This window comes from Mucilaginibacter sp. UYCu711 (assembly GCF_050433825.1).
Classification (GTDB): domain Bacteria; phylum Bacteroidota; class Bacteroidia; order Sphingobacteriales; family Sphingobacteriaceae; genus Mucilaginibacter.
This window is the reverse complement of the sequence record NZ_JBNPWM010000002.1, coordinates 17,018-39,931: the sequence shown is the minus strand read 5'-3', so window position 1 is coordinate 39,931 and position 22,914 is coordinate 17,018. Positions and strand designations below refer to the sequence as shown.

Sequence of the window (22,914 nt, the reverse complement as noted above, 5' to 3'; positions counted from 1 at the left end):
AAAAAGAAAATGAAAAAATTCACAAATATATTATCGTTTGCACTGCTTACGCTAACATTGTCTTCTTGTCTTAAGGACAAAGGCTATGAAGAAAATAAGTATGGCATTAACCAGGATGTAGCAGAAAGTTTAAAGGTGATAAACATGCCGGTAACCGGAACAACGTTTACCATTGCAAAAACCATTTCATTAGCGGCAGCAGGTGGTACTGCGGTGACTAATACTTTGCCAATTCACCTTTCGGCAAAGGATGTAGCTTCTGAGGATATTGCTGTAACAGTTGCACCTGACGCTGCAGTGCTTGCTACCTACAATGCTACTCTTGCAACAGCATCACAGTATGTACAAGCTCCCGCTGCTAATTATACCATTGCAAATGCTGGTGTTACTACTATCCCTTCGGGATCAAGAGATGCTGCTGGCGTAGCAATTACCTACACACCTAATACTTTAGGCGTGGGCCGCTGGGCTATACCGGTAAAAATTACCAGTGTAAACAAATCAGGTTATACCATTAGTGGTAACCAGTACTACAGAATATTAACAATTGTTGTTAACCCGTAATTAGTACTAACAATAGTAAGCCCCCGTTGAGAATTCAACGGGGGCTTTTTTGTAATGCTATTCTTGCCGGGCAGATGCCGAAATGACGATAAAGCACGCGTAGAATAGATGGTGTTGCGGTATCTGCAAAAAACAGGACAGGTTACTACTTATTGGATATGGATTCTAAAAACTAAAAGCCGGCTATTATAGCCGGCTTTTAGTTTTAGTAATGCTATAAGTTTTATAAAGTATTATAATAATTAAACACTTTTGCCAGGTCTTGCTCGTCTTTTACACTAAGCTTATTTGCCGAAATGTAAGCATCAATATCTGTTGCCTTATCTTTTAAAAGCGAAAGGATCGCTTTTTTTTCGCGCCTTACCTTTATTAAAACATTGTTTGATGACGCATAATAAGTATCAAACGGTTTTATTTGCCTGGTAGGATAAATATCGCCAATAGCCACCTCATTAACGCGCTTAAATTCGGTGCGTTTTAACAACTTTGTGTTACCGTCGGCCAATATTTCAAAATAAGTTGCAGCTGTAGCCCCGTCTATCGGGTTAAACCCTCGTTGAAACTTTTTAATGGCGCCATTTTCCGTACCGGCAGGGGCGGCTATAGTAAATTCTGTTACAGGTACGGCAAAAGCTTGTGCAATATGCTTTTCGGGCGACATAAAAATAACCATCGATCTGTCCTGGTTAAACATCAGGTCAAGATCAGTAAAGGTTTTGCCATCCGCTTGTTTAACAGAACCTTTGGTCCAGGTATCATACAAATAATGGGTAACATCACCGGCGTTGCCGTTAACACCAGCTATAGCTACCTGCTCGTTTCTAAGATCTATATTCATCCCTATTTGTGCATAGATACCTGAATATTGACAAGTTAATAATGCAGTTAGCGCCAGGGTGCTGTAAATTGCTTTTTTCATAAAGTCAGTCAAGTTAATTATGTTAAAGCTAATAAGTATAAGGGTTAATTACAATAACTTATACGTCGGTATTTTTATTGTAGGTTGCGTTAGCGCTTTGCTGCATAACGCGCAGCTGCATATAGGCACCCAAAATAATTGCGTGGTTATTAGGGATATGCCCGGCCGGGAAATCAAAACATACCGGATAATTATAATCTTTCACTACCTCCATAATAATTTGCGGCACAGTTTGCCCAAAGGGGATGTCATTATCTTTAATATCAGTAAAGCCGCCAACTATCAGCCCTGCCAAATTTTTAAGCTTACCGGCGCGTTTTAGCGTGTGCATCATTCTGTCAACAGCATACAGGTACTCGCCAACGTCTTCTATAAATAATATTTTACCATCATAATCAGGGTCGGATACAGAACCCAGTGCCGAGATAAGCAGGCTTAAATTACCGCCGATAACCACGCCGCCGGCATTGCCAGGCCTGTTAGGGCTATGCGAATCAAAGTGGTAGGTTACTTCGTGACCAAACAGGGCCTTTTTAAGGCTTGTAAGCGAGGATGCAGACGCGTCGGTTATGTTTACTGGCATTTGCCCGTGGATGGTTTGGAGCTTATAATTACGATATATATGGGTATGCAGTAAAGTGATGTCGCTAAACCCTATCAGCCATTTAGGATTTGTTGCCAGCCGGCTAAAGTCTACCTTGTCTATCATCCTTACCGTACCATAGCCGCCGCGGGCGGCAAATATGGCCTTTATGCTGTCGTCATCAATAAAACGCTGCATGTCCTTTGCCCGCAAATCATCATCGCCGGCAAACTGGTGGTAGCTTGCCCCGATGGTTTCGCCTAAAATAATTTCTAACCCCCATGATTGTAATAGCGCCACTGCATCCGTCATTGGCCCGGGTAGTTTTTTTGCAGGGCAGGTAATGGCAACTTTGTCGCCTTTTTGTAAATAAGGAGGTGTAATACTCATGTTTTATTGATAGGCTGTTTATCGGGCTATAGTTACTTAGGCCCACTTCCTCGACAAAATAATTTATCTTTGCCAAACTATAAAATTACTGTTTAAATAATTGGAACCAAAAACATATAAACGATATACCGTTACAGCTGCGCTGCCTTATGCTAACGGCCCCAAACACCTTGGCCATTTGGCCGGCGCTTATATCCCCGCCGATTTGTACGTGCGTTATACCCGCTTGCAAAAACGCGATGTGGTTTTTGTTTGCGGCAGCGATGAGCATGGTACGGCCATTGCCAACCAGGCAATGAAAGAGCATACCACACCGCGCGAAATAATTGATAAATACCACGAGTTAAATAAACAATCGTTTGAGCAGATGGGCATCTCGTTTGATATCTATCATCGTACAAGCGACCCATTGCACCACGAAACAGCACGCGACTTCTTTACCAACCTGAACGATAAGCATATTTTTGTTGAAAAGGAAGAAAAGCAATACTATGACGAACACGCCAAAGCTTTCCTGGCCGACCGTTATATTATAGGCACCTGCCCTAATTGCGGCAATGAAAATGCTTATGGCGACCAATGCGAAAAATGTGGCTCGTCATTAAGTCCCGAAGAATTAATAAACCCGCGCTCGACCTTAAGCGGGAATAAGCCGGTTTTAAAACCAACCAAACATTGGTATCTGCCTTTAGATAAATATGAAGATTGGCTGAAAGAATGGATCTTAAAGGGCCATGCTAAAGATTGGCGCGCAACCGTTTACGGCCAATGCAAAAGCTGGTTAGACGGCGGGCTGCATCCGCGTGCCGTCACCCGCGACCTGGACTGGGGCATTAAAGTACCCGTACAAGGTGCAGACGGCAAAGTTTTATACGTTTGGTTTGATGCGCCAATTGGATATATATCGGCAACAAAACAATGGGCTATTGATAATAATAAAGACTGGGAGCTTTACTGGAAGGATGAAGACACCAAGCTGGTACATTTTATTGGCAAGGATAACATCGTTTTTCATTGTATCGTGTTCCCGGTGATGTTGAAGGTACATGGCGATTTTATATTGCCGGACAACGTGCCCGCCAACGAGTTTATGAATCTTGAAGGCGACAAAATGAGCACCAGCCGCGGCTGGAGTGTCGAAATGCACGAATACCTGGAGGACCTGCCGGGTAAGATTGACGAGCTGCGCTATTATCTTACAGCCATCGCGCCCGAAACCAGCGACAGCGAGTTTACCTGGAAAGATTACCAGGCGCGTGTAAATAACGAGTTGGTAGCCATATTGGGCAACTTCGTAAACCGCGTAATGATATTAATGCATAAGTTTTACGATGGCAAGGTGCAAGCCACAACCGCTACTATAAACTTTACGGACGAGAACCTGAGCAAGGAGATAGGTGGTTTTTATGATGAATTACAGGCAAATTTTGAAGGGTATAAATTCAGGCAGGCACAGCAAACCATGATGGAAATTGCGCGGCTGGGTAACCGTTACTTAACCGAGAAAGAGCCCTGGAAAACTATTAAAACAGACCCCGACAGTGCTAAAGACGCCTTGCACAACTGCCTGATATTAATAGGCCACCTGGCAACATGCCTGCAACCATTTTTACCCGGTACTGCCAAAAAAATCTTCGGCATGTTAAATTTGCCTAACGACCAAATATTTTTTGATGAAGAGTTTGTGCTGGCTAACGGGCACCAGTTAAATACACCATCGTTACTGTTTGAAAAAATAGAGGATGACCTGATAGCCCGCCAGGTACAAAAGCTGATTGATAAAAAAGCGGCTATTGAAGGGCCTGCTGTGGTTGAAGAAATGCCGGTTGCCCCTGCAAAGGAAAATATCATCTTCGACCAGTTTGCTGCGATGGATATACGGGTGGGTACTATATTAACTGCCGAAAAGGTTGCCAAAACCAAAAAGCTGATGAAACTGACTATTGATACCGGTATTGACCAGCGTACAGTAGTATCGGGCATTGCCGAGCATTTTGAACCCGAAGGGATAATTGGCCAGCAGGTTAGCATCCTGGTAAATTTAGAGCCGCGCGAAATAAAAGGCATACTATCACAAGGCATGATATTAATGGCCGAGAATGCCGAAGGTAAACTTAATTTTGTATCGCCAGTAAGCTGGATGCCTAACGGATCGGGAGTGAGGTAATTGATGTGCAAATGGATTTAATTTTGCCCTTTAGATAGTCGCTGATAATTTGCACATTTGCACATCTGCAGATTTGCACGTAATCTGGTCCCGTAGTTCAACGGATAGAATAGGAGTTTCCTAAACTCTAGATATGAGTTCGATTCTCGTCGGGACCACAAAAAGTTTCGGTACTACCGAAGATTACTCAACAAAACTCGCTTATTTTATAGGTGAGTTTTGTTTTAAGCTGTTATCCAATCTCAAACCGGGCATAGTAATGATCCGGGAAGTTAGTAACGTGCAGCGGAATAGGCTTAGCTATCCCCTTTTGTTGTAATGTCATATTTATAAGATGATCGGAATGTTCATTTTCCGTTCATTCTTAAATTTCGATTTTACACCATCCGGGCATAATTTACTCTACTTTTTTTATCAGCCTCGCCGGGCATTGGAGCTACCTCATATTTGCAATTCCATTCTTTTATACTTTCTAAAATTGGCAAAAAAGCCAAGCCTTTTTCAGACAACTTATATTCTACCCTGGGCGGTAGTTCCTTATAGGCCAATCTTTCCAATAGTCCATCTTCTTCTAACTCTTTGAGTTGTTCGGCTAATACTTTTCTTGAAATGAGTGGTACTATGGAATCGAGTTGACCAAAACGAATGGTACGCGTGCCGATAACATTAATGATGATCGGTTTCCATTTATTACCAATAGTGCCAATAGCTCGCGTAAACGGGCAATTGGAAGCGCAAAATCTCTCGTCTCTCATATTTTCAAATTTGTAGTTACCTGGCGGTAACCAGAATAAACTATTTTAGTTACAAATATAAACTATTGATAGTAACTTTGTGATACAAATTAAAAATAATTGAAATGAGTAGGTTAAAAGATAAAGTAGCAGTTATAACAGGGGGTAATAGCGGCATTGGGTTCGGCATAGCCCAGGAATTCAAAAACGAAGGTGCTAAAGGAGTTATCGTCGGCAGAAACCAGAAAACCTTAGAAAGCGCTGTGGCCCAACTCGGCGATAATTTTATAGCGATAAATGCCGATGTAACCAACCTTGCCGACCTGGAAAGGGTGTTCGCAGCAACAGCTGAAAAATTTGGTAAAATAGATGTGCTTGTTGCCAATGCGGGTGCCGGAGCAGTAGGAACTGTGGCAACTTTTGACGAAGCCGCGTTTGACAAGGCCATCGACCTGAACATGAAAAGCGTTTACTTCACTGTGCAGAAAGCTTTGCCCTATTTCAATGATGGTGGTTCTATTATTTTGATCGGGTCAAATGCTGCACACCGGGCGTATGCGAATTTTACGCTTTATGGCGCTGCAAAAGCGGCGGTGATCTATTTAGCCAAAGGATTTTCAAGCGACCTTTTAGATAGAAAGATCAGGGCAAATGTGATCACACCGGGTACAACAGATACACCTGCATTTGACAAGTTTGTTCCCGCAGAACAAATGGACGCGGTAAAAAAACACTTTGCAGATCAAATGCCGATAGGCAGGATCGGGCAGCCCGCTGACATGGGTAAAACAGCGGTTTTCCTGGCCTCTGATGATTCGTCGTTCATGTTGGGTGCTGAACTCATCGTTGATGGTGGTATGACCTATTTGTCTAAGTAATTGACATTAACCAAATAAAATAATTATAAAATGAGCATATCAGAAAACAAAGTAGGTAGCTACGCAATAATCGGCTTTGGCAAAATCGGCCAGGCCTTAGCCAAAGGGTTTGCCCGCAAGGGCATCGCAGTATCCGTCGCAACCACACGCAACCCGGAGAGTTTTTCATCAGCCGCGGCCGCAATCGGACCCGAGATCATCCCCACAACACTGGTGGAAGCACTTAAGGCGGACGTTATCTTTTTGGCCGTGCGTTTCGAGTCGCATCCAGATGTCGCGAATGCACTGCCCACCTGGCAGGGGAAAACCATCGTCGATGTGACCAACGCCTATGGGGTGCCGCTTGAGCAACTGGGAGGACAGCCTTCTGCAAGGGTCGTTGCGCAAGCCTTCACCGGGGGGAAGCTGGTTAAGGGCTTTAACCATTTGGGCGCTGCCATTCTTGAGCAAGATCCTTCCGTACATGGTGGAAAGAGAGTCGTTTATCTGGCAAGCGACGATGACCGTGCCGCAGCTGAAATCGGTGAACTTGCAAAAAATCTCGGTTTTTCACCAATCCAATTGGGTGGGCTTTCGGAAGGCGGACTGCTTGTGCAGGCGCACGGAAATAGCTGGGGTAAACTAATCTTTAAGGACCTGGTCAAGTTCGACTAATCAAAATTAAATAATAGCAAAAATGAGTAAATTAAAAAACAAAGTAGCGGTAGTAACCGGTGCATCAAAAGGAATAGGTGCCGCTATCGCAAAACATTTCGCGGCAGAAGGTGCAAAGGTTGTTGTAAATTATGCTTCAAGCAAAGAAGGAGCGGATAAAGTAGTTAAAGCCATCACCGACAATGGCGGAATTGCCATAGCGGTACAGGGCGATGTGTCGAATGAAGCCGATGTAACCAGGCTGTTTGAAGAAACAAAGCGGGCTTTCGGCACCTTGGATATTTTGGTCAACAACGCGGTTTATCAGGGCTATGCACCTATTGAACTGATATCAGCAGAAATTTTTCATAATAGCTTTAATGTCAATGTACTTGGTCCCATACTAACTATCCAGGCAGCTTTGAAACTGTTTGGCGATAAGGGCGGGAATGTCATCAATATCAGTTCGGGTGCCAGCAAGATGCCTCTTCCGGGAGCCTCTTTATATTCCGCAACCAAGGCCGCATTAGATGCCATAACGATCTCTTTGTCGAAAGAGCTGGGTGCGCAAAACATTCGTATCAATTCTATTTTGCCGGGCGCTACGGATACAGAAGGTGCAACCAGTGCGGGTGTCACTGCCGGCAGTGATTATGAAAAAATGTTTGTGGCCAATACACCGCTTGGTCGCAGAGGCCGGCCCGAAGATATTGCGAAAGCTGCCGTATTTCTTGCTTCCGATGATGCAGCGTGGATTACCGGCGAGCAAATTTCCGTTTCGGGTGGTATGTATGGTTTTTAAAATAGTTTGAAATACTTCTCATCGCCAATTTCCAAATCGGCCTTTATGGTACCGCAGGTCAATTAATAGGTGTAAATCCTCTATAAAGCTATTGGAAATCGGAGCCTTTGAGGCCACTCTAAACGCAGTTTCTATATACAGGGGCTACGTTTTTTGCTTTATGGCAAAGTAATTACTTTACTGAATACTTCTGTGGCAATATTGAATTTTTATAGAATTGAGACATAATTATTGAAATATGGTAAAGCCCTAAGAATGATACCGGGCTTACAGCTACCATTAAATATTTTAGCTTAAACAAAAAAGAAGGCTTGCGGTCCATGTACTCAGTCAACATTTTAATAATGTCGGCATAGCAATTGGTTTCAATGCCGAAACATTTGCGCCATATAAACAGCCCTTCGCCGTAGCTATCCAGGTATTCCCCGGTTTCATTCCCCCATTTGCTTATTAAAATTTGCTTAAAATCGGCATTCCCCAAGTTGTTTGAAGATAACCGGGTATCCGGGTGCATATTTATTTGCACCAATGCATCCGGTATTGATTTTACTTTTAAATCCAGTTCAATTAAACGCCGGCAAAGATCGTAGTCCTCCATTCTGCGCAGGCGTTCATCGAAAAAAAGGGCATTATCAATAAAAATTTTTTTGTCGATGACTATAGATGAACATGACATCATCATTAACCCACGGTCATGCCGTACCTTGTCGTATTTATAATACCGGTACATTTTAAACGGGTAAGGATATACATTGGCTTCGTTAGCGCAATACAACAGGGCCACGCCGGGATTATTTAACAGGTGCTGCACACGTATTGCCAGGCTGTTATCCAATAACTCATCATCATCATCAAGCAAACAAACAAATTGGCCCTTAGCTATTTTAAGCCCGTCATTACGCGCGCCTGATGCAAAAGGCTTTGCGCTATGCAGGTATTGCCAGGTGATATCAGGATGTGATCTTTCAAAATTTTGTAAGGTTTTTTCAACGGCATTGCTAAACGCAGGGTCGGGGTTGTTATCAACCACCAGCACTTCCATGTTTTTAACAGTATTTTTTACAACTGATAATAAAGTTCGTTCTAAAAGTCGGGGGCGGTTGCGGGTAGGTATAAGTACGGTTACCACTATATTGTTGATGCCGTTCATATATTTATTTTGGGCTTCCCTGTTTTGTTCATACATTTAGCACTCAATAATACTGAATTTTTAAGGCAAGGGCAAAACGTTTATGCCATTAACGCCCATCTGTCATGCTGACCATTCAACAACTTAAAAAAACCTACACTGCCGAGCAGGTAACGTTGGTTTTGTTAGCAAGGCTATACTTTAATACCATAACACGAAAAGAGGTTGTAGATTTTATAACAGAAACTACTGTTAACTGGCCGCTTTTATATAAAATAACCCGCGCGCATGGCTTGCGGTCTTTTGTTCATGTTATTATTAAACAGCATGCTATTACAGCCGCCCCACAGTTTGAGGGCAGGCTGCAAAAAAGTTATAATAAAATACGGCATCAAAACTTAACAATGGCTATTGCAGCCGCTAAGATTATAAGCGACCTTAAGGAACGGGGTATTGTAATAATACCGTACAAGGGCCCTTTTTTTGCACATAGCTATTATGGCGACATAGCCCTTAGAGAGAGCACCGACCTTGACTTTTTAGTTGCGCCAAATGATGTTGATGAAATTGAAAACTATTTTATCAGCAATAATTATTCGGCTAAAACTACGGTACCTAAAGCATACCTGAAATATTACACGCAGCATTTTAAAGATATTGTTTATCGTACCCCTGGTAACCGTGATGCTTTTAGTGTGGAGATGCATTGGCGGCTAATGGAAAAATTTTCAGGCGACTACCCTGCTTATGATTTTTTTCTTCCGCACTTGCAGCCCAATGCAATAGGTGGGTTAAAAGTAAATAAACTATCTCCTACTTATGATCTGATAGCGGTAATATCAAACCATTTTGTGAAGGATATGAGCACAAAATTCAAATATATGGTTGATGTTGCCTGCCTGATACATAAAGAAGGGGTTTTAATAGATAAGCGGATCTTATATAAAACAGCAACGCGTTATGGATTTAAAAAGCGGCTGCAAACAGGGCTGGCGCTTACCGAAAACCTGCTTGGCGTAAAAATAGATAACGAGCCCGGAGAAATTACTGATGTTACCGCTTTATTACCTGTACCGTTGGCATTTCCGCTTCACCTTCAACGGTTATATATTAATGAACCCAAATTTATAAAACGTTCATTACAACTGCAGGATAATAATAGGAACAAGCTAAAGTTCATCTCTAAGATTGTACGCTACGCTTTTTTACCTACTTATGAGGATATTAACCAGCAAGGCGCCAAACCCAAACATTTACTGCTGTTAAGTATAGCAAGGCCGTTTCGGCTATTTCACAGCATGATAAAGCCTAAAAAATTATAATTGCTGGGCATCGTACATTTTTTTGAAAACGCCACTTTGGGTTATTAATGTTTCCAGGCTGCCTTCTTCAATTATGCTGCCTTCATGCATCAAATAAATGTAATCAGCTATTTTTAAGTTATAAAGCCGGTGCGTTATCAGTATAACCATTTTATCCTTTAACTGCTCCTTCACATTTTTATACACTTCAAATTCGGCATTGGCATCTAGTGCGCTGGTTGGTTCATCCAACACCACCAATTGTGCCTTTTTATAAAACACCCTTGCCAGGGCAAGCTTTTGCCATTGGCCGCCGCTTAGTTGTTCGCTACCCGTAAACATACGCCCCATACGGGTTTTATAGCCATTAATTAATGTCGAAATAAAAGGGTGCGCACCTGATAGCATGGCAGCATTTTGTATGGCTGCCGGGTCAAACTCATCTTCACCAATAGCTACATTCTCTTCGATCGTAAAAAAATATTTTTCAAAATCCTGGAATAAAAAAATAGAGTTTTTCCTGAAGTCGGGTAAATTAATAGCGTCAAGTGGCTCATCATTTAAATGTATAGTTCCTTCCTGAATGTCATAAAGCCGGGCAAGTAATTTTACCAGGGTTGATTTACCGCAGCCATTTTCGCCTACTATGGCAATGATTTTCCCAGGCTCGCATTTTAATGATACCTTATTTAAGGCCACCCGTGTTGACTGTGGATAGCTAAATGATACCTCGTTTATAATCAACCCTGCGTCGGCACCGGGATAGCTAACGGCCGTTTCCTTCCCTGTTGTTTTAATATCAAAAAAGGCAAATATATTCTGTAAAAAAAGCCGTTGCTGAAAAAGCTGTACCCACGCTTGCAGAAAACCTTTTGAAGCGCCTTGCAAACGCTGAAAACCCTGGATATAAATTACAAACGATGCTATTGTAATTGCCCCCACCCATGTCTGTTTAGCCAAAATGCCAAAAACAATTGCCATAACAACAATTTCAAATGCTTCTGATGCAAGGCTATAAAGTGTGAACCTGTAATTAAGCGTTCGTTTTTCTTTATGTATATGCTTGCGTATTTTTCTGAATTTTTCAATAAACGCGTGGCCAAAGCCAAAAACACGTACTTCTTTGGCGGTGCTAACGCCGGTTAGGGTTTGGTGCAGGTAATTGGCTTCCCGCTCAAGCGGGGCAAACTGCCGTTCCATCTTTAATAATGAAACGCCCGAATACCATTTTACCACCGCCAGCGGGATAGACAGCAGCATAAAAAACAATGCAAATAATGAATGCATAGTTATAAAAAAGCCAATAAGCCCCGCCAGCGTTATGGTATTTAGAATAATAGCGTTAAAATTTGAAAAAAGCTGGCTTACCCGCGATACTGATTGCTGTTGTGCCAGGTGCAATGTATCATGATAGGCCGGGTTTTCATAATATTCATAACTTACATCAACCGCCTTCATCAATACTTCCGTCGATAAAAAATCAGTTAGCTTTTCCTGGTAAATAGTATTAATATAACTGGCATATTGGCTTGCCAGCGCCAATAAAAACTGTATACCGCCAAAAGCAATAATTAACGGAATAATTGTTTCGAAAGCCCTGTGACGATTGCCAATAGCTTCCAGTAGCAACTTCATAAAATATAACGAAACAATAGGCAATAGCGCCAGCACACCCTGCAGCGCCATGTTAAGCACTGTTGTTTTTTTATCAACCCGCCACAGCAAAAAGGTAGCACGCAACAGATCTGTACTAAAAGAAGTGATTTTTTTTTTCACTGCACAATAAACTCAATCGAAATACATAATTAATATGTCGATGTTCTTTTCGGGGGCAATATACCCAACAATTGGCTTTTTGCTTAGGCAAACTTAATAATCATTTAAATATTAAAAATGATTCATAGCATGCCAATCACCCATAAAAAACAGATAATTAGTGCTATCTTGGCGAGATATTTTTAGATGCAAAAAAAAATAAATTCAGAGAAATTAAATCAGATAAAAAACAAAACCCCCCAATATATCATTTTAATACAATCTGCTGATAAACAGGCGAACCAGTAAAGGCAGATCGCGGGAAACCTTCTATTATTTGCTCACCCCGTCCAATAATAGTATAGTTCCATGCTATGATTTTAAATTTTGTTATAAAGTGCATACCTGCGATTGCCGGTTATACATCCTGATCCATTCCTGGTTTAACTAAATCATTTATGTATACAAGTCTATCATTGCCACAACTTTTGTTTTCGGCATAAATCAAACAACGAATGTTTAAATACTGGGGCTTTGGCCTGCACATTTTATCTGAAATAGAGTTTCCCGAATTTATGGCCGCTGAGTTTGAGCAGCCGGATATCAAAATTAGCATTGGAGCAGTTCCGGAGAGATTAGCAGGGGAGGATGTTTTACACAAGGTTAGGGTTTCTATGAGCCCGACCGAATACCTTCAAAAAGTAATTAATGTTGCATCCTATTATGTAGCAAATGGCAATGAAATACGGATTGATCCCAATCCCGCGGCTGACGAAAAAAGCGTTCGTTTGTTTTTATTAAGCAATGCTATGGCAGCAGTGCTTCACCAGCGCAACCTTATACCATTGCATGCTTCGGCAATATTCCATGAGGATGGTGTTGTATTGTTTTGTGGTCCGTCTGGTGTAGGTAAATCAACTATAGTAACAGCCTTGCAGGCAAAGGGGTACAAGGTTTTTTCGGACGATGTATGCGTGTTAAAACCTTCGGCTAATAACCCTGATTTAATTATGGCTGTACCATCATACCCAATGATGAAGTTATGGATAGATAGCTTTAATAAAACAGGTATAGAGATGGCCGGCGAGGAAGACCGTATAAGGCCACACCTGGCTAAGTATGCCCGTTTTTATCATGACGAATATGAAATAGCCCCCAGGCCAATTAAACGCGTATTTATGCTTGACGCAGGCAGCCTGGAACAACAGGCCGAACTAAAGGAAATGGCACCTATAGAATCATTTAACGCGTTACAGCGCAATACCTACCGGCATGTGCAAATGAATGCCATGAAGAAGCGCGATTTTCACTTCTCCATAATTAGCAAATTAACTGCGGCGGTACCCGTGCTGCGCATTAGCAGGCCGCAGCATTTAAATACAGTTAATGAAGTTGTTGAATTGATACAATCAACCCTACGGCTTAATGGATAATACCGGCGAAAATACTACCCCATCAAAAATTGTTTGGCTGGCTTCGTATCCAAAAAGTGGTAATACCTGGTTCAGGGCTTTTCTTACCGCGTTATTGGGCGATGGCGACCTGAATATTAACCAGATGCGTACAGACGGTATTTTTTCATCAAGATATATTTTTGATGATGCTACCGATATGGATTCCAGCTATTTATACGACGAGGAAATAAAACTGTTATTGCCCGAAGTATTTACGCAAGTGGTATCAGAATACAACAAAGAGCGGTTGTTTGTAAAAATACATGATGCCTATACTTTAAATAGCGCCGGTGTACCTATTGTACCTGCCCGGCCAACCTTATGCGCTTTATATTTTATACGTAACCCATTGGATGTGGCAGGCTCATTTGCCAACCACAATGCCGGCAGTATTGATGATGCTATAAAAATCATGAATAAACCCCGTGGCACATTAGCTAAACAAAAACGCCCAATAGGCGAAATAAATACCAACAACCAATTTGCCCAGTTAATGCTTAGCTGGAGCATGCATGCCGAAAGCTGGACCAGCCCTGACGTACCCTTCCCGGTGATGGTATTACGCTATGAAGATATGCTGCACGACCAGATGAACACCTTTAGTAAAGCCGTAGCCTTTATGGGCCTGGATAAAACACCCGAACAAATTGAAAAGGCCATTTTTGAGAGCCGCTTTGAAAAACTGAAGGAACAGGAAAAAGAAAAAGGCTTCATGGAAAAGAACCGCAACAGCGAATCGTTTTTCCGAAAAGGTAAATCAGGTGGATGGGTTGATGAGCTTACCCCCGGGCAAATAAAATCAATAGTTGATAACCATTGCCAGGTGATGGAAAAATACAATTATCATATACCCGATGTAACAAATAAATAATTTCTTCCATTTTGTTTACATACCTTGCAGTTTATAATTTATATGCTGTTCCCTAAAAGCTAATATAAGTAGTACCATGACACAACCTAACCAGGGCACAAGCCCCGCAAAAAAAGTTTGGAAAACCCCTGAAGTTTTTTTGTTGGACACAAATGATATACACGCAAAAGGTCTCAACGCAAATCATGAAGTTCATGTCGGAGGTCATACCAGGTTAACATCAAACAGCGGGGCAGATTCATACCTCGGCACTCCAATCATGTATTATAATGCCCTTTCTTAGAAATCCAATAAACTCTGATTTTTAAATTTCACCTGTCTGCGCGGCATTTTTTTTAGCCTTGGCCACCTTCTCCAATTCGTTTGTTTTTTGGATGTTTTTCCAGAAATCGCGCACTAAAAAGTATTTATCGCCATAGGTTACAAATATTTCTTCGTCTTTTTCTATCCTGCGGCGGGCCTTTATCGTAAAGACTTCGGTTTTAAAATTTAAGTTTTGCTTGGTGTTTGGCGCATCAGCATGATTATATATTGAGCCCAGCCCCAGCGCCAGGTATTGAAATACGCCATGCCTGCGGCACTCTATACAGGTACAGCCGCGGTTACCCCATGCATAATCTTTTATTGTGGGATCTGACGGGTACAAACCCCGCCAACCCATTTTTAATAACTTGCATTCCTCAATAAATTCGCCTTCGTCAATAACCTCTTTAGCAAAAACGCCATAACCATGCACCGGCGATCGGCGCACCTCAATTTTAGGTGAATGCCCCTTAATAACATCCGGGAGTTGGGGTTGTGGCCGGCAAAGCGTAGCGTCATCTTTTTTATTTAAAAGCTGTTCCGCATCTTTGCCAAACACCACATCATCGGCACTAAAAACCAGTTGCCTGTTTTTAAGCTCGGGGTGCGCTTCTAATAATTTTGCCAGGTCGTTTTTTAAAGACTCGTCCATTTTTAACTGTTATATTTCGCCATTGGCCTGTTTTTGTAACCACCTGAAGATAGTTAAATTCATTCTTTTTTCTTTTAAAGCTTTTGGTTTAATAAACGGGTTACCTTCAAGCGTTTTAAACATTTCGTTAATTAACGCCTTTGATCGTTCTTCTTTCGCTTTTATTACAGCTTCATCAGTAATTGGTTCCCTGTAGGGCGACATGCCGCCGCGTTTGTCATCGCGCTCCAAAATCTCTTTTGGTAAATATTTGCTTAATGCTTTGCGGTAGGCTGTGCGGTATAACTGGCCCTCATATTTAATATAATTAGGCATTGAAAGGTAATATTGCACCAATCTTATATCCGCCATCGGGAAACGCGGCTCAAAACCAAAATACAAGCCATTCCGGGTTTCGCTTTCCATACGGGCCGGTAAATGATAACGCAAAAAACGTTGCTTTTGGTAATGGCGGTAGCTTTTAAACTGATCTTTTACTAGCGGATCAAGCCAGTTAACATCCCCTTTTTGTTTAATAGCCTGGCTGGGTATGTTAAAGATTTTTAAAGCTGTTTTAATGTGTTTATTATATAAGCCAAGACTGTTTTTAAACAAGTGCAACTGATAGCGAATGCGATGTGGAATAAACGGATCAAGTTTATGAAAGCCCGGGAATTTACGTTTGGCAAACAGATATTTTAAATATTGTTTTTTGTCCAGGTAATCTAAAAAATAGTATTTACCCCTGTAGGTAACCATTTCATCTCCCGGAAAACCAGAAAGCAGCGTACGTATACCTTCTTTTTTTGCCGCTTCGCGGATGGGTGTTTGCCAGTGCTGCTCCCAGCTATCAAGGCCCGAGTTTACATTCAGCATAAAATCTATGTCTGAAAAAATATGTTCAGCAGGTACCGAAACAGTACAAACAGCCTTTTCAATATGATTAAAATCAACTACAGCATCTATCCAGGTACGTTCGCTTTTTTGCAGCTGCTCCTCGTCAGTAACATGCCTGGGGATGGTGTTTGATATGGTAACCAGGCTTCTGCCATCCTCTTTTAAAAAGCGTGATGCCACACCGGTTATGCCTGATGAATCCATGCCCCCGCTCAGTTCGGCTGCTATGGGGTAAGCAGTGCGTAACCGGCATTTAACCGCAGTTTCAAAGTGCTGTAGCAAAGCGTCGTAATATTCTTGCTGGGTATCAAATTTAATTTCAATATCCGCGTCAAGGTGCCAATACTGTTGTAGTACCGGTGTTTTATTTTCCGGATCCAAAGTAAGCGTATGTGCCGGTGCCAGCCGGCCTATGTGTTTATATAACGTTGTATCAACCTTTTGTTCAGACGTGCGGAACATTTGGTTGTATAAAAACTGGGTATTAATGGTCTTGTCAACTTCCGGAATGGCCAATAACCCCTTTATTTCTGATGCGAAAGCAAAACAGTTATCATGCAGATAATAAAAAAACGGCTTAATACCCATCTGGTCGCGGGCGCAAAAAAGCTGCCGGGTTTTGTTATTCCAAATAGCAAAGGCAAAATCGCCAATAAGGTGCTTTACGCAACCTTCAGCATATTTTTCATACAGCAATAGTATCAAGCTGCTATCAGGCAATTGATTTTTTTCGGCGCCGGTTAAACCTAAAAGCAAATACAATTCATCACGATTATCAATCCGTGCATCAGCAGTAATAGCTAACCCGCTTTCAGTTTTGTAATAAGGCAGTTTTTCGTTTAATGATTCGGGTGTATTGTAAAGCATTAAATGACCAAGGCCAACTATATTATTGGTCCATGTCCCTGTAGCATCAGCATTCCAATGGTTAAGTTTATTTTGTATTGATGAAAGGTTTTCCGGGGAGATCACGCCGCACTCAAGGTTTAACTTACCGTATATAGCACTCATTTCCGTAAAAGTAATAAAAAGTATAAGTTTGAAGCGGCTATTTTATTAAGCCGGTGTATTATCATATTATTGATTTATTTTAGAAGGTATTTATATTCAACATGTTAAGCGCCCCCAATAATTTTAAAGAAAAAGGTTTTATGATGGTGAGCGGATTGGCCGATACCACCCCGCTTTATATGTTTATTAATAAACTGGTTGATCTTGGAAAAGGGCAAAATGACAAACAGGTACCGGGCGCTGTAGGATTTTACAAGAACCCCTTGTTTGAGAAATTATTAGAAAACCTGCTACCGGCTGTAGAGCAACATACCGGTTATTCATTATATAAAACCTACAGCTACGCCCGTAAGTATAATATAAACGATGAGCTTACACGGCATCTGGACCGCCCTGCCTGCGAGGTTACAGTAAGCCTATGTTTAGGTAACGATGATAAGCCCTGGCCTATATGGATACGTGATAAAGATAAAAACAAACATTGCTTTGAAATGCAGGCCGGCGACGCGGTAATATTTAAGGGTGTTGAGCTGGTGCACTGGCGCCAGCCTAATATATCTGGCCCGTGCGCTAATGCTTTTCTACATTATGTAGACCAGCATGGCCCGTATGCCGACCAAAAGGACGACCTGAACAATACCAAAGGACATTATTGACCGGCATTAACCGGTTCTTCTTCGGCAACTTTTTTCCATATCCAGCCATTTAAAGTAAAGCGGCCATGCTCAAACTGCCCGCTGGGGCAATTTACCGGGTGCACCGCATGCGTTAAGGATGAATTAAAGAAAACAATAGAATTATTATGCGGCTCAACAATTAGCGGCTTGGGTTTGTTATGTAAAAATAACAGCTGCCCGCCGGTAAACTCGCGGGGTATAGCGTGGAAATAATACACAAAGGTTATCACCCGATTTTTTAACGGGCCGGTGCCATTATCAATATGTGGTTTATAAAACTCGCCGTGGTTATGGCTGGTAAGGTGCATTTCAATATGGCCAAGCTCAAAAGGCTCTATATTTAATTGTTGGGCTATATCAGGTGCCTGCCCCTTTATTTTTTTTGCAAGCAATTTATAATAATCGATAAAATATTTGGGAAGCAAAGAGTTGGAGTGTCTCCATTTTTCGTTTACCGCGCCCTTGCCATCTTTACCAACAGTTTGGGTATGCTCAAACGCTTCCTTTTGCTGCAAGGCATGCGTATAAAGTTCGGCGTTAATTCCGGGTTCTAAAAAATCATTAAAAACAAGGCAGGAATTGTTTTCCATCAGCTGGATATTAATCATTATCCAATAATACAAGAAAATTGACACATATAAAGCGATATTAAATTACTCACCGATAATAGCTATAAACCAGATTACTGATTAAATATTGTTAAGCATAAATGGAGTACAAGCCTAAGAGTGATAAAAAGCTGAAGTTACAACCGAGCTTCCATTCGCCACTTTTACAGGATCCCCCACACCTTCGTGAAATGTCGCTGAAAGGCCACTATTAACATTTGTGCTGTCTAAAAGATAAAAATCAGGGTTATTCCACTGTTTTTTAATTGAAGCTGCGTTTTTTGACTTAGCAATGTTTTGTTCCATAAGGGGATAAATTAATTATTTAATTGGGATTTAAGCATTTATAACCCCAAAATTAAGGAAGTATGCAACTTTCGTATTTATTCTGTGGAGCCCAGGTAGCGAACTAAGAAAAAAAAGCGTTTACATGAAACTGGGTAAGATCCATATTGCCGGATATAACGCTGTTATCGGGCGTTTTTAACCAGGCATGTCCCTCATACTTTTCGCCATTTTTTTTAAACCCTATGTACAAAGTGCTTGGAATATTGCGGCGGCGCAACAATATTTTGCCGGTAAGCGCAAGGGTATAACATTCGGTTTTCCAAATCGCGTACTTATCGCATAGCTTTAGGGTATGGTACGTTTTTTTTATTTGTAATAATTGTTCGGGCGTAAGCTCAACATCGGGCAATATATTGGTTTTACCCAACCAAGCCATTACTTTTTTAAAGGGCAAAAAACTTAGCGTAAAACGCACCCAGGCCGATGTAACCAATGCTTCAAAAAACAGCATCCTATTTGCGCCAGGCATATTAAAGGCTGTTTTTATTTTGCGCAAAAGTTTCATTTTTAATTAGCCGGTAACTATTATCATATCATGCTTAAGCATACGCTGCAAAAAGTTGTTTATTTCTGTTTTTAACTCTTCGGTATCAATATCGTACATCTTGCCAACTTCATCTACCAGCCGGTCAGTTTGTATAGGTTCACTAAGCAGGTTCCATATATCGCTTCCTACACTGTTAACGCCAATATAAGCACCATTATCGGTGTTCATCATTACAATTTCCTCGCCCAGGGCGCTAGCCAAAAATTTAGACTCGTTTCTCTGTATCAATGATGCTTCTGTTATTTCCTGGGTTTTGCTCATTTAAATAGAATAGAATACAATATTAGTATTTATTTTAATACTTTAGGCGTGATTTATAACGCTGTTTTTAATACAATAACCCTATGCCGACAAATGACGTTAGCCAAAACTTGTTTGCACAAACAACTAAAGTGACACGTGCGCAGCGGGAAAAGTTTAATAACCATAAAGCGTTTACCTTGTGGTTTACAGGCTTATCGTCATCAGGCAAATCAACTATAGCGGCCGAGCTTGAAGCCCGCCTTTTTAAAGCCGGATACCGCACTTATATTTTAGACGGAGATAATACCCGCCTGGGTGTTAACAGCGATTTGACCTTCTCGGTAAAGGACCGTTCTGAAAATATCCGGAGAGTGGCGCAGATAAGCAAACTTTTTAATGATGCCGGGATTATTGTGATAGCTTCGTTTATATCACCATTTAAAAACGATCGCGATGCCTCACGTAATATTATTGGTGAAAACAGTTTTATAGAGGTCTTTATTGATTCGAGCCTCGAGGTTTGTAAAATGCGCGACCCAAAGGGCTTATACAAACAGGCGCTGGCCGGAAAAATTAAAGATTTTACAGGTATAGGCAGCCCCTATGAGGCCCCCGCTTCGCCCGATATCCATTTACATACTGACGTAACCTCGGCCAACGAATGTGTTAAAACTATAATTGACTGGCTGAATAACGCCAACCAGTATAAGTTATAGTTTACCTGGTGTTATAAAGCTAAAATTATGATAAATTGCATTTGGGTAAAATGCAAAACCTCATTCCATGATTATTGGAGCAATCATTAAAAATAAACAGAATATACTATACGGGGTATCCCTTGCCTTGTTACTGCTGTTATTGAAATGGCTGGAGTGGCATTTTATAATTATTAATCACGCTTTCGAAATTTATGCCGGCGCCATCGCGCTTATTTTTACCGGCCTGGGTATATGGCTTGCTATAAAACTGGTAACACCCAAAGTAAAAACAGTGATAGTTGAAAAACAGGTTTTTACCGGTCCCGATTTTGTTTTAAACCAGGCCGAAGTAAACCGCCTGCGTTTAAGTACCCGCGAACTGGAAGTTTTGCAATTAATAGCCGATGGCTTAAGTAACCGGCAAATTGCCGAGCGGTTATTTGTATCGTTAAATACCATTAAAACACATACATCTAACCTGTTTTTGAAAATGGAGGTAGAGCGGCGTACACAAGCTATTGAAACCGCGAAGCGATTAGGGCTGATACCCTGATGCACGTCATTCTTTTGGGTGATAATAGCCTTTTTTTTTAAAATCACCCAAAAGTATGAGTGAAAATACAAGCCGTTAATTCAATTTTGAGGACGATTTAAACTTAAAGCAATAAAAAAATGAAAAAGACAATTTGGATTTTCGGAGTAATAGCCGGTGTTATAAGTATCACCTGGGGGGTATTTTGCGAAGGACTGTTGAGCGATAGCTTGAGCCTTAATACCCGCATGGTTTTTGGGTATGCAACGATGATACTGGGCTTTTCGCTGATTTTTGTAGCCATTAAAAATTACCGGGATACGTATAACAACGGGCAAATTACTTTCGGTAAAGCGCTGGGTATAGGCCTTTGGATAACACTTATCGCGTCGACCGTGTATGTGGTGGTTTGGATGATAGACTATAAGTATTTCGTCCCGGATTTTGGTGATAAATACCAGGCACAGGCTATTGCCGAAATGAAGGCAAGCGGTGTAAACGCCGCCGAAATACAAAAGCAATCGGCTGAAATGGCAGCTACCATGCAAAAGTATAAAACAAACGCCGCCTTTAGGGCGATGTTCACCTACCTGGAAATTGCGCCGGTTGGCATCCTGATATCATTAATAGCTGCGGCTATACTTAAGCGCAATGTAAAGCCAGCTCCAATAAACGTATAATTAAAACAGAATAGACTATATGAAAAAAGTAACGGGCCTGGGAGGCGTATTTTTTAAAAGTAATGACCCGAAAGCAATGAACGAATGGTATGCCAAAAATCTTGGACTGCCTACCAGCGAATACGGGACGACGTTTGACTGGCTGGATGCCGGGGATCCGTCGATAAAAGGATCTACATCCTGGTGTACGTTCCCCGCTAACACCAAATATTTTGATCCATCGGCAAAGCCTTTTATGGTCAATTACCGGGTTGACAACCTGGTTGCACTGGTTGAGGAACTAAAAAAGGAAAACGTTACCATTGTTGATGAGATAGCAGAATATGACTATGGCAAATTCATTCATATACTTGACCCCGAAGGTAACATCATTGAGCTTTGGGAACCGAAGGATGAGTAATGGAGCCTTTTCATAAATATAGCGATGGGTTTCAAACCCATCGCTATAATATTAATATTGCCGGGGCGGTTTTATTAGTCTAAATACGATATCAGCACCCGGCTGCTCCGGCTATCACGAAGTCTTGACAATGCTTTGTCTTTGATTTGCCTTACCCGTTCGCGGGTGAGCTGGTACATTTCCCCAATTTCTTCGAGGCTGTGGGCGTGTTGATTTCCCAGGCCAAAAAATAAGGATAATACTTCTTTTTCTTTTTGAGGAAGTACGCGCATACTGTTGGAAACTTCAATGCTCAATGATTCTTTCATCATTTCCTTATCAGTTCCGGGTTCAGAGCTTTTCAACACATCCAGCAACGTATTATCTTCCTCGGCCGAAAACGGCGAATCGTAAGAAAGGTGTTTGCCCGCGTTAGCTAAAGAATTAGTCACTTTTGCGACGGTCGTTTCTAACTCTTCTGCCAGTTCCTCGGGTGTTGCCTGCCTTTCATATACTTGCTCCAGCCTGGAAGCCGCTTTAGCGATCTTCGACAGGTCGCCAACCTGGTTCAACGGCAACCGCACCATGCGCGACTGCTCACCAATAGCCGACAAGATAGACTGACGGATCCACCATACCGCGTACGAAATAAATTTAAAACCCTTCGTTTCATCAAAACGCTTTGCCGCTTTAACAAGGCCAAGGTTACCTTCATTTATCAGGTCGCCGAGCGTAAGGCCCGAGCTTTGGTACTGTTTTGCAACCGATACAACAAACCGCAGGTTTGCTGTTGTTAGTCTTTCCAGCGCAGCCTGGTCGCCCTCCCTGATCTTTTGTGTAAGCGTCACTTCTTCCTGCGGCGTAATCATCGGGATCTTTGCTATGTCTGACAAATATTGATTTAACGATGCCGTCTCACGATTAGTGATCGACTCACTTATTTTAAGCTGTCTCATTTATAAAATCTTTTTAAGTGAATGCTAAAGATCCGGTGCATCAATATGCGCGATAAGCAGAATAATTCTCCAGGAGATTGCAGCGAACTTGCTGGTGCTTGCGGACGATAGGGTTGTAAAAAATCTTTAACGTACAAAGATAAGCACAAAAGTAAAAAATAGTGTTAACTGGATGTCAAGAAGTGCGTATGTCGTAATATCAATTGTCCATTAGATTTACCCCG

Annotated in this window: 25 protein-coding genes and 1 tRNA gene; 14 read left to right on the top strand and 12 right to left on the bottom strand. The window is 41.6% G+C overall.

What is annotated here, in order from left to right; translation table 11 throughout:
- The first annotated feature begins 9 nt into the window (after nt 1-9).
- The gene (locus tag ABIB50_RS04200; RefSeq protein WP_429377527.1) at nt 10-564 is read left to right on the top strand and encodes a DUF1735 domain-containing protein; all 555 of its coding nucleotides are present in this window, start codon (nt 10-12) and stop codon (nt 562-564) included.
- 223 nt (nt 565-787) lie between these two features.
- On the opposite strand, the gene ABIB50_RS04195 is transcribed toward ABIB50_RS04200, so the two are convergent.
- Nucleotides 788-1,483, bottom strand: a complete 696-nt coding sequence (locus ABIB50_RS04195; RefSeq protein WP_429377526.1) for a hypothetical protein — start codon at nt 1,481-1,483, stop codon at nt 788-790.
- Between the two features lie 58 nt (nt 1,484-1,541).
- Nucleotides 1,542-2,456, bottom strand: a complete 915-nt coding sequence (locus ABIB50_RS04190) for a S66 peptidase family protein (RefSeq protein WP_429377524.1) — start codon at nt 2,454-2,456, stop codon at nt 1,542-1,544.
- Nucleotides 2,457-2,556: 100 nt separating this feature from the next.
- Here ABIB50_RS04190 and metG point away from each other — a divergent pair, with 100 nt between their 5' ends.
- Entirely contained in the window at nt 2,557-4,623 is a 2,067-nt protein-coding gene (gene metG / locus ABIB50_RS04185) for a methionine--tRNA ligase (RefSeq protein ID WP_429377523.1), read from the top strand.
- 86 nt (nt 4,624-4,709) lie between these two features.
- Nucleotides 4,710-4,781, top strand: a tRNA-Arg gene (locus tag ABIB50_RS04180).
- A gap of 219 nt (nt 4,782-5,000) precedes the next feature.
- Here ABIB50_RS04180 and ABIB50_RS04175 read toward each other — a convergent pair.
- Complete coding sequence (locus ABIB50_RS04175) at nt 5,001-5,378, bottom strand: winged helix-turn-helix transcriptional regulator (RefSeq protein WP_348084304.1); 378 nt, start codon at nt 5,376-5,378, stop codon at nt 5,001-5,003.
- 104 nt (nt 5,379-5,482) lie between these two features.
- Here ABIB50_RS04175 and ABIB50_RS04170 point away from each other — a divergent pair, with 104 nt between their 5' ends.
- The 3 genes from ABIB50_RS04170 to ABIB50_RS04160 are packed head-to-tail and all read left to right on the top strand — an operon-like array spanning nt 5,483 to nt 7,670.
- Complete coding sequence (locus ABIB50_RS04170; RefSeq protein ID WP_429377521.1) at nt 5,483-6,235, top strand: glucose 1-dehydrogenase; 753 nt, start codon at nt 5,483-5,485, stop codon at nt 6,233-6,235.
- 30 nt (nt 6,236-6,265) lie between these two features.
- Nucleotides 6,266-6,889, top strand: coding sequence for an NADPH-dependent F420 reductase (locus tag ABIB50_RS04165; RefSeq protein ID WP_429377519.1), 624 nt, complete (start codon nt 6,266-6,268; stop codon nt 6,887-6,889).
- A 22-nt stretch (nt 6,890-6,911) separates the two neighbouring features.
- On the top strand, nt 6,912-7,670 hold the full coding sequence (locus ABIB50_RS04160; protein WP_429377517.1) for an SDR family NAD(P)-dependent oxidoreductase: 759 nt from the start codon (nt 6,912-6,914) through the stop codon (nt 7,668-7,670).
- A 172-nt stretch (nt 7,671-7,842) separates the two neighbouring features.
- Here ABIB50_RS04160 and ABIB50_RS04155 read toward each other — a convergent pair whose 3' ends face one another.
- Entirely contained in the window at nt 7,843-8,856 is a 1,014-nt protein-coding gene (locus ABIB50_RS04155; protein WP_429377515.1) for a glycosyltransferase family 2 protein, read from the bottom strand.
- Between the two features lie 68 nt (nt 8,857-8,924).
- Here ABIB50_RS04155 and ABIB50_RS04150 point away from each other — a divergent pair, with 68 nt between their 5' ends.
- On the top strand, nt 8,925-10,121 hold the full coding sequence (locus ABIB50_RS04150) for a nucleotidyltransferase domain-containing protein (RefSeq protein WP_429377513.1): 1,197 nt from the start codon (nt 8,925-8,927) through the stop codon (nt 10,119-10,121).
- Here ABIB50_RS04150 and ABIB50_RS04145 read toward each other — a convergent pair.
- Nucleotides 10,116-11,876 (bottom strand): ABC transporter ATP-binding protein, encoded by a 1,761-nt coding sequence (locus ABIB50_RS04145; protein ID WP_429377511.1) that lies wholly within the window; start codon nt 11,874-11,876, stop codon nt 10,116-10,118. The two genes, ABIB50_RS04150 and ABIB50_RS04145, sit on opposite strands and share 6 nt — an antisense overlap.
- 494 nt (nt 11,877-12,370) lie before the next feature.
- Here ABIB50_RS04145 and ABIB50_RS04140 point away from each other — a divergent pair, with 494 nt between their 5' ends.
- Both ABIB50_RS04140 and ABIB50_RS04135 read left to right on the top strand, forming a co-directional pair.
- Nucleotides 12,371-13,288: a serine kinase gene (locus tag ABIB50_RS04140; protein WP_429377510.1), complete on the top strand. Its 918-nt coding sequence runs from the start codon at nt 12,371-12,373 to the stop codon at nt 13,286-13,288.
- Nucleotides 13,281-14,180: a sulfotransferase domain-containing protein gene (locus tag ABIB50_RS04135; protein ID WP_429377508.1), complete on the top strand. Its 900-nt coding sequence runs from the start codon at nt 13,281-13,283 to the stop codon at nt 14,178-14,180. The genes ABIB50_RS04140 and ABIB50_RS04135 overlap by 8 nt, the downstream gene beginning before the upstream one ends.
- Before the next feature lie 304 nt (nt 14,181-14,484).
- On the opposite strand, the gene ABIB50_RS04130 is transcribed toward ABIB50_RS04135, so the two are convergent.
- Both ABIB50_RS04130 and ABIB50_RS04125 read right to left on the bottom strand, forming a co-directional pair.
- On the bottom strand, nt 14,485-15,135 hold the full coding sequence (locus ABIB50_RS04130; protein WP_429377507.1) for an SET domain-containing protein-lysine N-methyltransferase: 651 nt from the start codon (nt 15,133-15,135) through the stop codon (nt 14,485-14,487).
- Nucleotides 15,136-15,144: 9 nt separating this feature from the next.
- Entirely contained in the window at nt 15,145-17,022 is a 1,878-nt protein-coding gene (locus ABIB50_RS04125; RefSeq protein WP_429377506.1) for an asparagine synthase-related protein, read from the bottom strand.
- Between the two features lie 101 nt (nt 17,023-17,123).
- Here ABIB50_RS04125 and ABIB50_RS04120 point away from each other — a divergent pair, with 101 nt between their 5' ends.
- Nucleotides 17,124-17,678: a hypothetical protein gene (locus tag ABIB50_RS04120; RefSeq protein ID WP_429377504.1), complete on the top strand. Its 555-nt coding sequence runs from the start codon at nt 17,124-17,126 to the stop codon at nt 17,676-17,678.
- Here ABIB50_RS04120 and ABIB50_RS04115 read toward each other — a convergent pair.
- From ABIB50_RS04115 to ABIB50_RS04100, 4 genes are all read right to left on the bottom strand, one after another.
- Nucleotides 17,672-18,289 carry a 2OG-Fe(II) oxygenase gene (locus tag ABIB50_RS04115; RefSeq protein ID WP_429377503.1) on the bottom strand — a complete coding sequence of 206 codons (618 nt, stop codon included), beginning with the start codon at nt 18,287-18,289 and terminating at the stop codon, nt 17,672-17,674. The two genes, ABIB50_RS04120 and ABIB50_RS04115, sit on opposite strands and share 7 nt — an antisense overlap.
- Before the next feature lie 132 nt (nt 18,290-18,421).
- Nucleotides 18,422-18,613, bottom strand: a complete 192-nt coding sequence (locus ABIB50_RS04110; protein WP_429377501.1) for a hypothetical protein — start codon at nt 18,611-18,613, stop codon at nt 18,422-18,424.
- 103 nt (nt 18,614-18,716) lie between these two features.
- Entirely contained in the window at nt 18,717-19,160 is a 444-nt protein-coding gene (locus tag ABIB50_RS04105; protein ID WP_429377500.1) for a lasso peptide biosynthesis B2 protein, read from the bottom strand.
- Between the two features lie 6 nt (nt 19,161-19,166).
- A complete protein-coding gene (locus tag ABIB50_RS04100; protein ID WP_429377499.1) occupies nt 19,167-19,463 on the bottom strand; it encodes a PqqD family protein in 297 nt (98 codons plus the stop codon).
- Between the two features lie 83 nt (nt 19,464-19,546).
- Here ABIB50_RS04100 and cysC point away from each other — a divergent pair, with 83 nt between their 5' ends.
- From cysC to ABIB50_RS04080, 4 genes are all read left to right on the top strand, one after another.
- Complete coding sequence (gene cysC / locus ABIB50_RS04095; RefSeq protein WP_429377497.1) at nt 19,547-20,161, top strand: adenylyl-sulfate kinase; 615 nt, start codon at nt 19,547-19,549, stop codon at nt 20,159-20,161.
- 67 nt (nt 20,162-20,228) lie between these two features.
- A complete protein-coding gene (locus ABIB50_RS04090) occupies nt 20,229-20,696 on the top strand; it encodes a response regulator transcription factor (protein WP_429377495.1) in 468 nt (155 codons plus the stop codon).
- 119 nt (nt 20,697-20,815) lie between these two features.
- Nucleotides 20,816-21,355 (top strand): DUF4199 domain-containing protein, encoded by a 540-nt coding sequence (locus tag ABIB50_RS04085; RefSeq protein WP_429377493.1) that lies wholly within the window; start codon nt 20,816-20,818, stop codon nt 21,353-21,355.
- 19 nt (nt 21,356-21,374) lie between these two features.
- Nucleotides 21,375-21,755, top strand: coding sequence for a VOC family protein (locus tag ABIB50_RS04080; protein WP_429377492.1), 381 nt, complete (start codon nt 21,375-21,377; stop codon nt 21,753-21,755).
- 74 nt (nt 21,756-21,829) lie between these two features.
- On the opposite strand, the gene ABIB50_RS04075 is transcribed toward ABIB50_RS04080, so the two are convergent.
- Nucleotides 21,830-22,690 (bottom strand): sigma-70 family RNA polymerase sigma factor, encoded by an 861-nt coding sequence (locus ABIB50_RS04075; RefSeq protein WP_429377490.1) that lies wholly within the window; start codon nt 22,688-22,690, stop codon nt 21,830-21,832.
- Nucleotides 22,691-22,914: the final 224 nt, after the last annotated feature.

What these genes read in the sequence shown, in the direction of transcription:
- ABIB50_RS04155 (WP_429377515.1), bottom strand. Translation starts at nt 8,856, where the DNA reads ATGTATGAACAAAACAGGGAAGCCCAAAATAAATATATGAACGGCATC.
- ABIB50_RS04125 (WP_429377506.1), bottom strand. Translation starts at nt 17,022, where the DNA reads ATGAGTGCTATATACGGTAAGTTAAACCTTGAGTGCGGCGTGATCTCC.
- ABIB50_RS04135 (WP_429377508.1), top strand. Translation starts at nt 13,281, where the DNA reads ATGGATAATACCGGCGAAAATACTACCCCATCAAAAATTGTTTGGCTG.
- ABIB50_RS04140 (WP_429377510.1), top strand. Translation starts at nt 12,371, where the DNA reads ATGTTTAAATACTGGGGCTTTGGCCTGCACATTTTATCTGAAATAGAG.
- ABIB50_RS04170 (WP_429377521.1), top strand. Translation starts at nt 5,483, where the DNA reads ATGAGTAGGTTAAAAGATAAAGTAGCAGTTATAACAGGGGGTAATAGC.
- ABIB50_RS04120 (WP_429377504.1), top strand. Translation starts at nt 17,124, where the DNA reads ATGTTAAGCGCCCCCAATAATTTTAAAGAAAAAGGTTTTATGATGGTG.
- cysC (WP_429377497.1), top strand. Translation starts at nt 19,547, where the DNA reads ATGCCGACAAATGACGTTAGCCAAAACTTGTTTGCACAAACAACTAAA.
- ABIB50_RS04130 (WP_429377507.1), bottom strand. Translation starts at nt 15,135, where the DNA reads ATGGACGAGTCTTTAAAAAACGACCTGGCAAAATTATTAGAAGCGCAC.
- ABIB50_RS04200 (WP_429377527.1), top strand. Translation starts at nt 10, where the DNA reads ATGAAAAAATTCACAAATATATTATCGTTTGCACTGCTTACGCTAACA.
- ABIB50_RS04150 (WP_429377513.1), top strand. Translation starts at nt 8,925, where the DNA reads ATGCTGACCATTCAACAACTTAAAAAAACCTACACTGCCGAGCAGGTA.
- ABIB50_RS04080 (WP_429377492.1), top strand. Translation starts at nt 21,375, where the DNA reads ATGAAAAAAGTAACGGGCCTGGGAGGCGTATTTTTTAAAAGTAATGAC.
- ABIB50_RS04090 (WP_429377495.1), top strand. Translation starts at nt 20,229, where the DNA reads ATGATTATTGGAGCAATCATTAAAAATAAACAGAATATACTATACGGG.
- ABIB50_RS04195 (WP_429377526.1), bottom strand. Translation starts at nt 1,483, where the DNA reads ATGAAAAAAGCAATTTACAGCACCCTGGCGCTAACTGCATTATTAACT.
- ABIB50_RS04190 (WP_429377524.1), bottom strand. Translation starts at nt 2,456, where the DNA reads ATGAGTATTACACCTCCTTATTTACAAAAAGGCGACAAAGTTGCCATT.
- ABIB50_RS04160 (WP_429377517.1), top strand. Translation starts at nt 6,912, where the DNA reads ATGAGTAAATTAAAAAACAAAGTAGCGGTAGTAACCGGTGCATCAAAA.
- ABIB50_RS04085 (WP_429377493.1), top strand. Translation starts at nt 20,816, where the DNA reads ATGAAAAAGACAATTTGGATTTTCGGAGTAATAGCCGGTGTTATAAGT.
- ABIB50_RS04115 (WP_429377503.1), bottom strand. Translation starts at nt 18,289, where the DNA reads ATGGAAAACAATTCCTGCCTTGTTTTTAATGATTTTTTAGAACCCGGA.
- ABIB50_RS04175 (WP_348084304.1), bottom strand. Translation starts at nt 5,378, where the DNA reads ATGAGAGACGAGAGATTTTGCGCTTCCAATTGCCCGTTTACGCGAGCT.
- ABIB50_RS04075 (WP_429377490.1), bottom strand. Translation starts at nt 22,690, where the DNA reads ATGAGACAGCTTAAAATAAGTGAGTCGATCACTAATCGTGAGACGGCA.
- ABIB50_RS04100 (WP_429377499.1), bottom strand. Translation starts at nt 19,463, where the DNA reads ATGAGCAAAACCCAGGAAATAACAGAAGCATCATTGATACAGAGAAAC.
- ABIB50_RS04165 (WP_429377519.1), top strand. Translation starts at nt 6,266, where the DNA reads ATGAGCATATCAGAAAACAAAGTAGGTAGCTACGCAATAATCGGCTTT.
- ABIB50_RS04110 (WP_429377501.1), bottom strand. Translation starts at nt 18,613, where the DNA reads ATGGAACAAAACATTGCTAAGTCAAAAAACGCAGCTTCAATTAAAAAA.
- ABIB50_RS04105 (WP_429377500.1), bottom strand. Translation starts at nt 19,160, where the DNA reads ATGAAACTTTTGCGCAAAATAAAAACAGCCTTTAATATGCCTGGCGCA.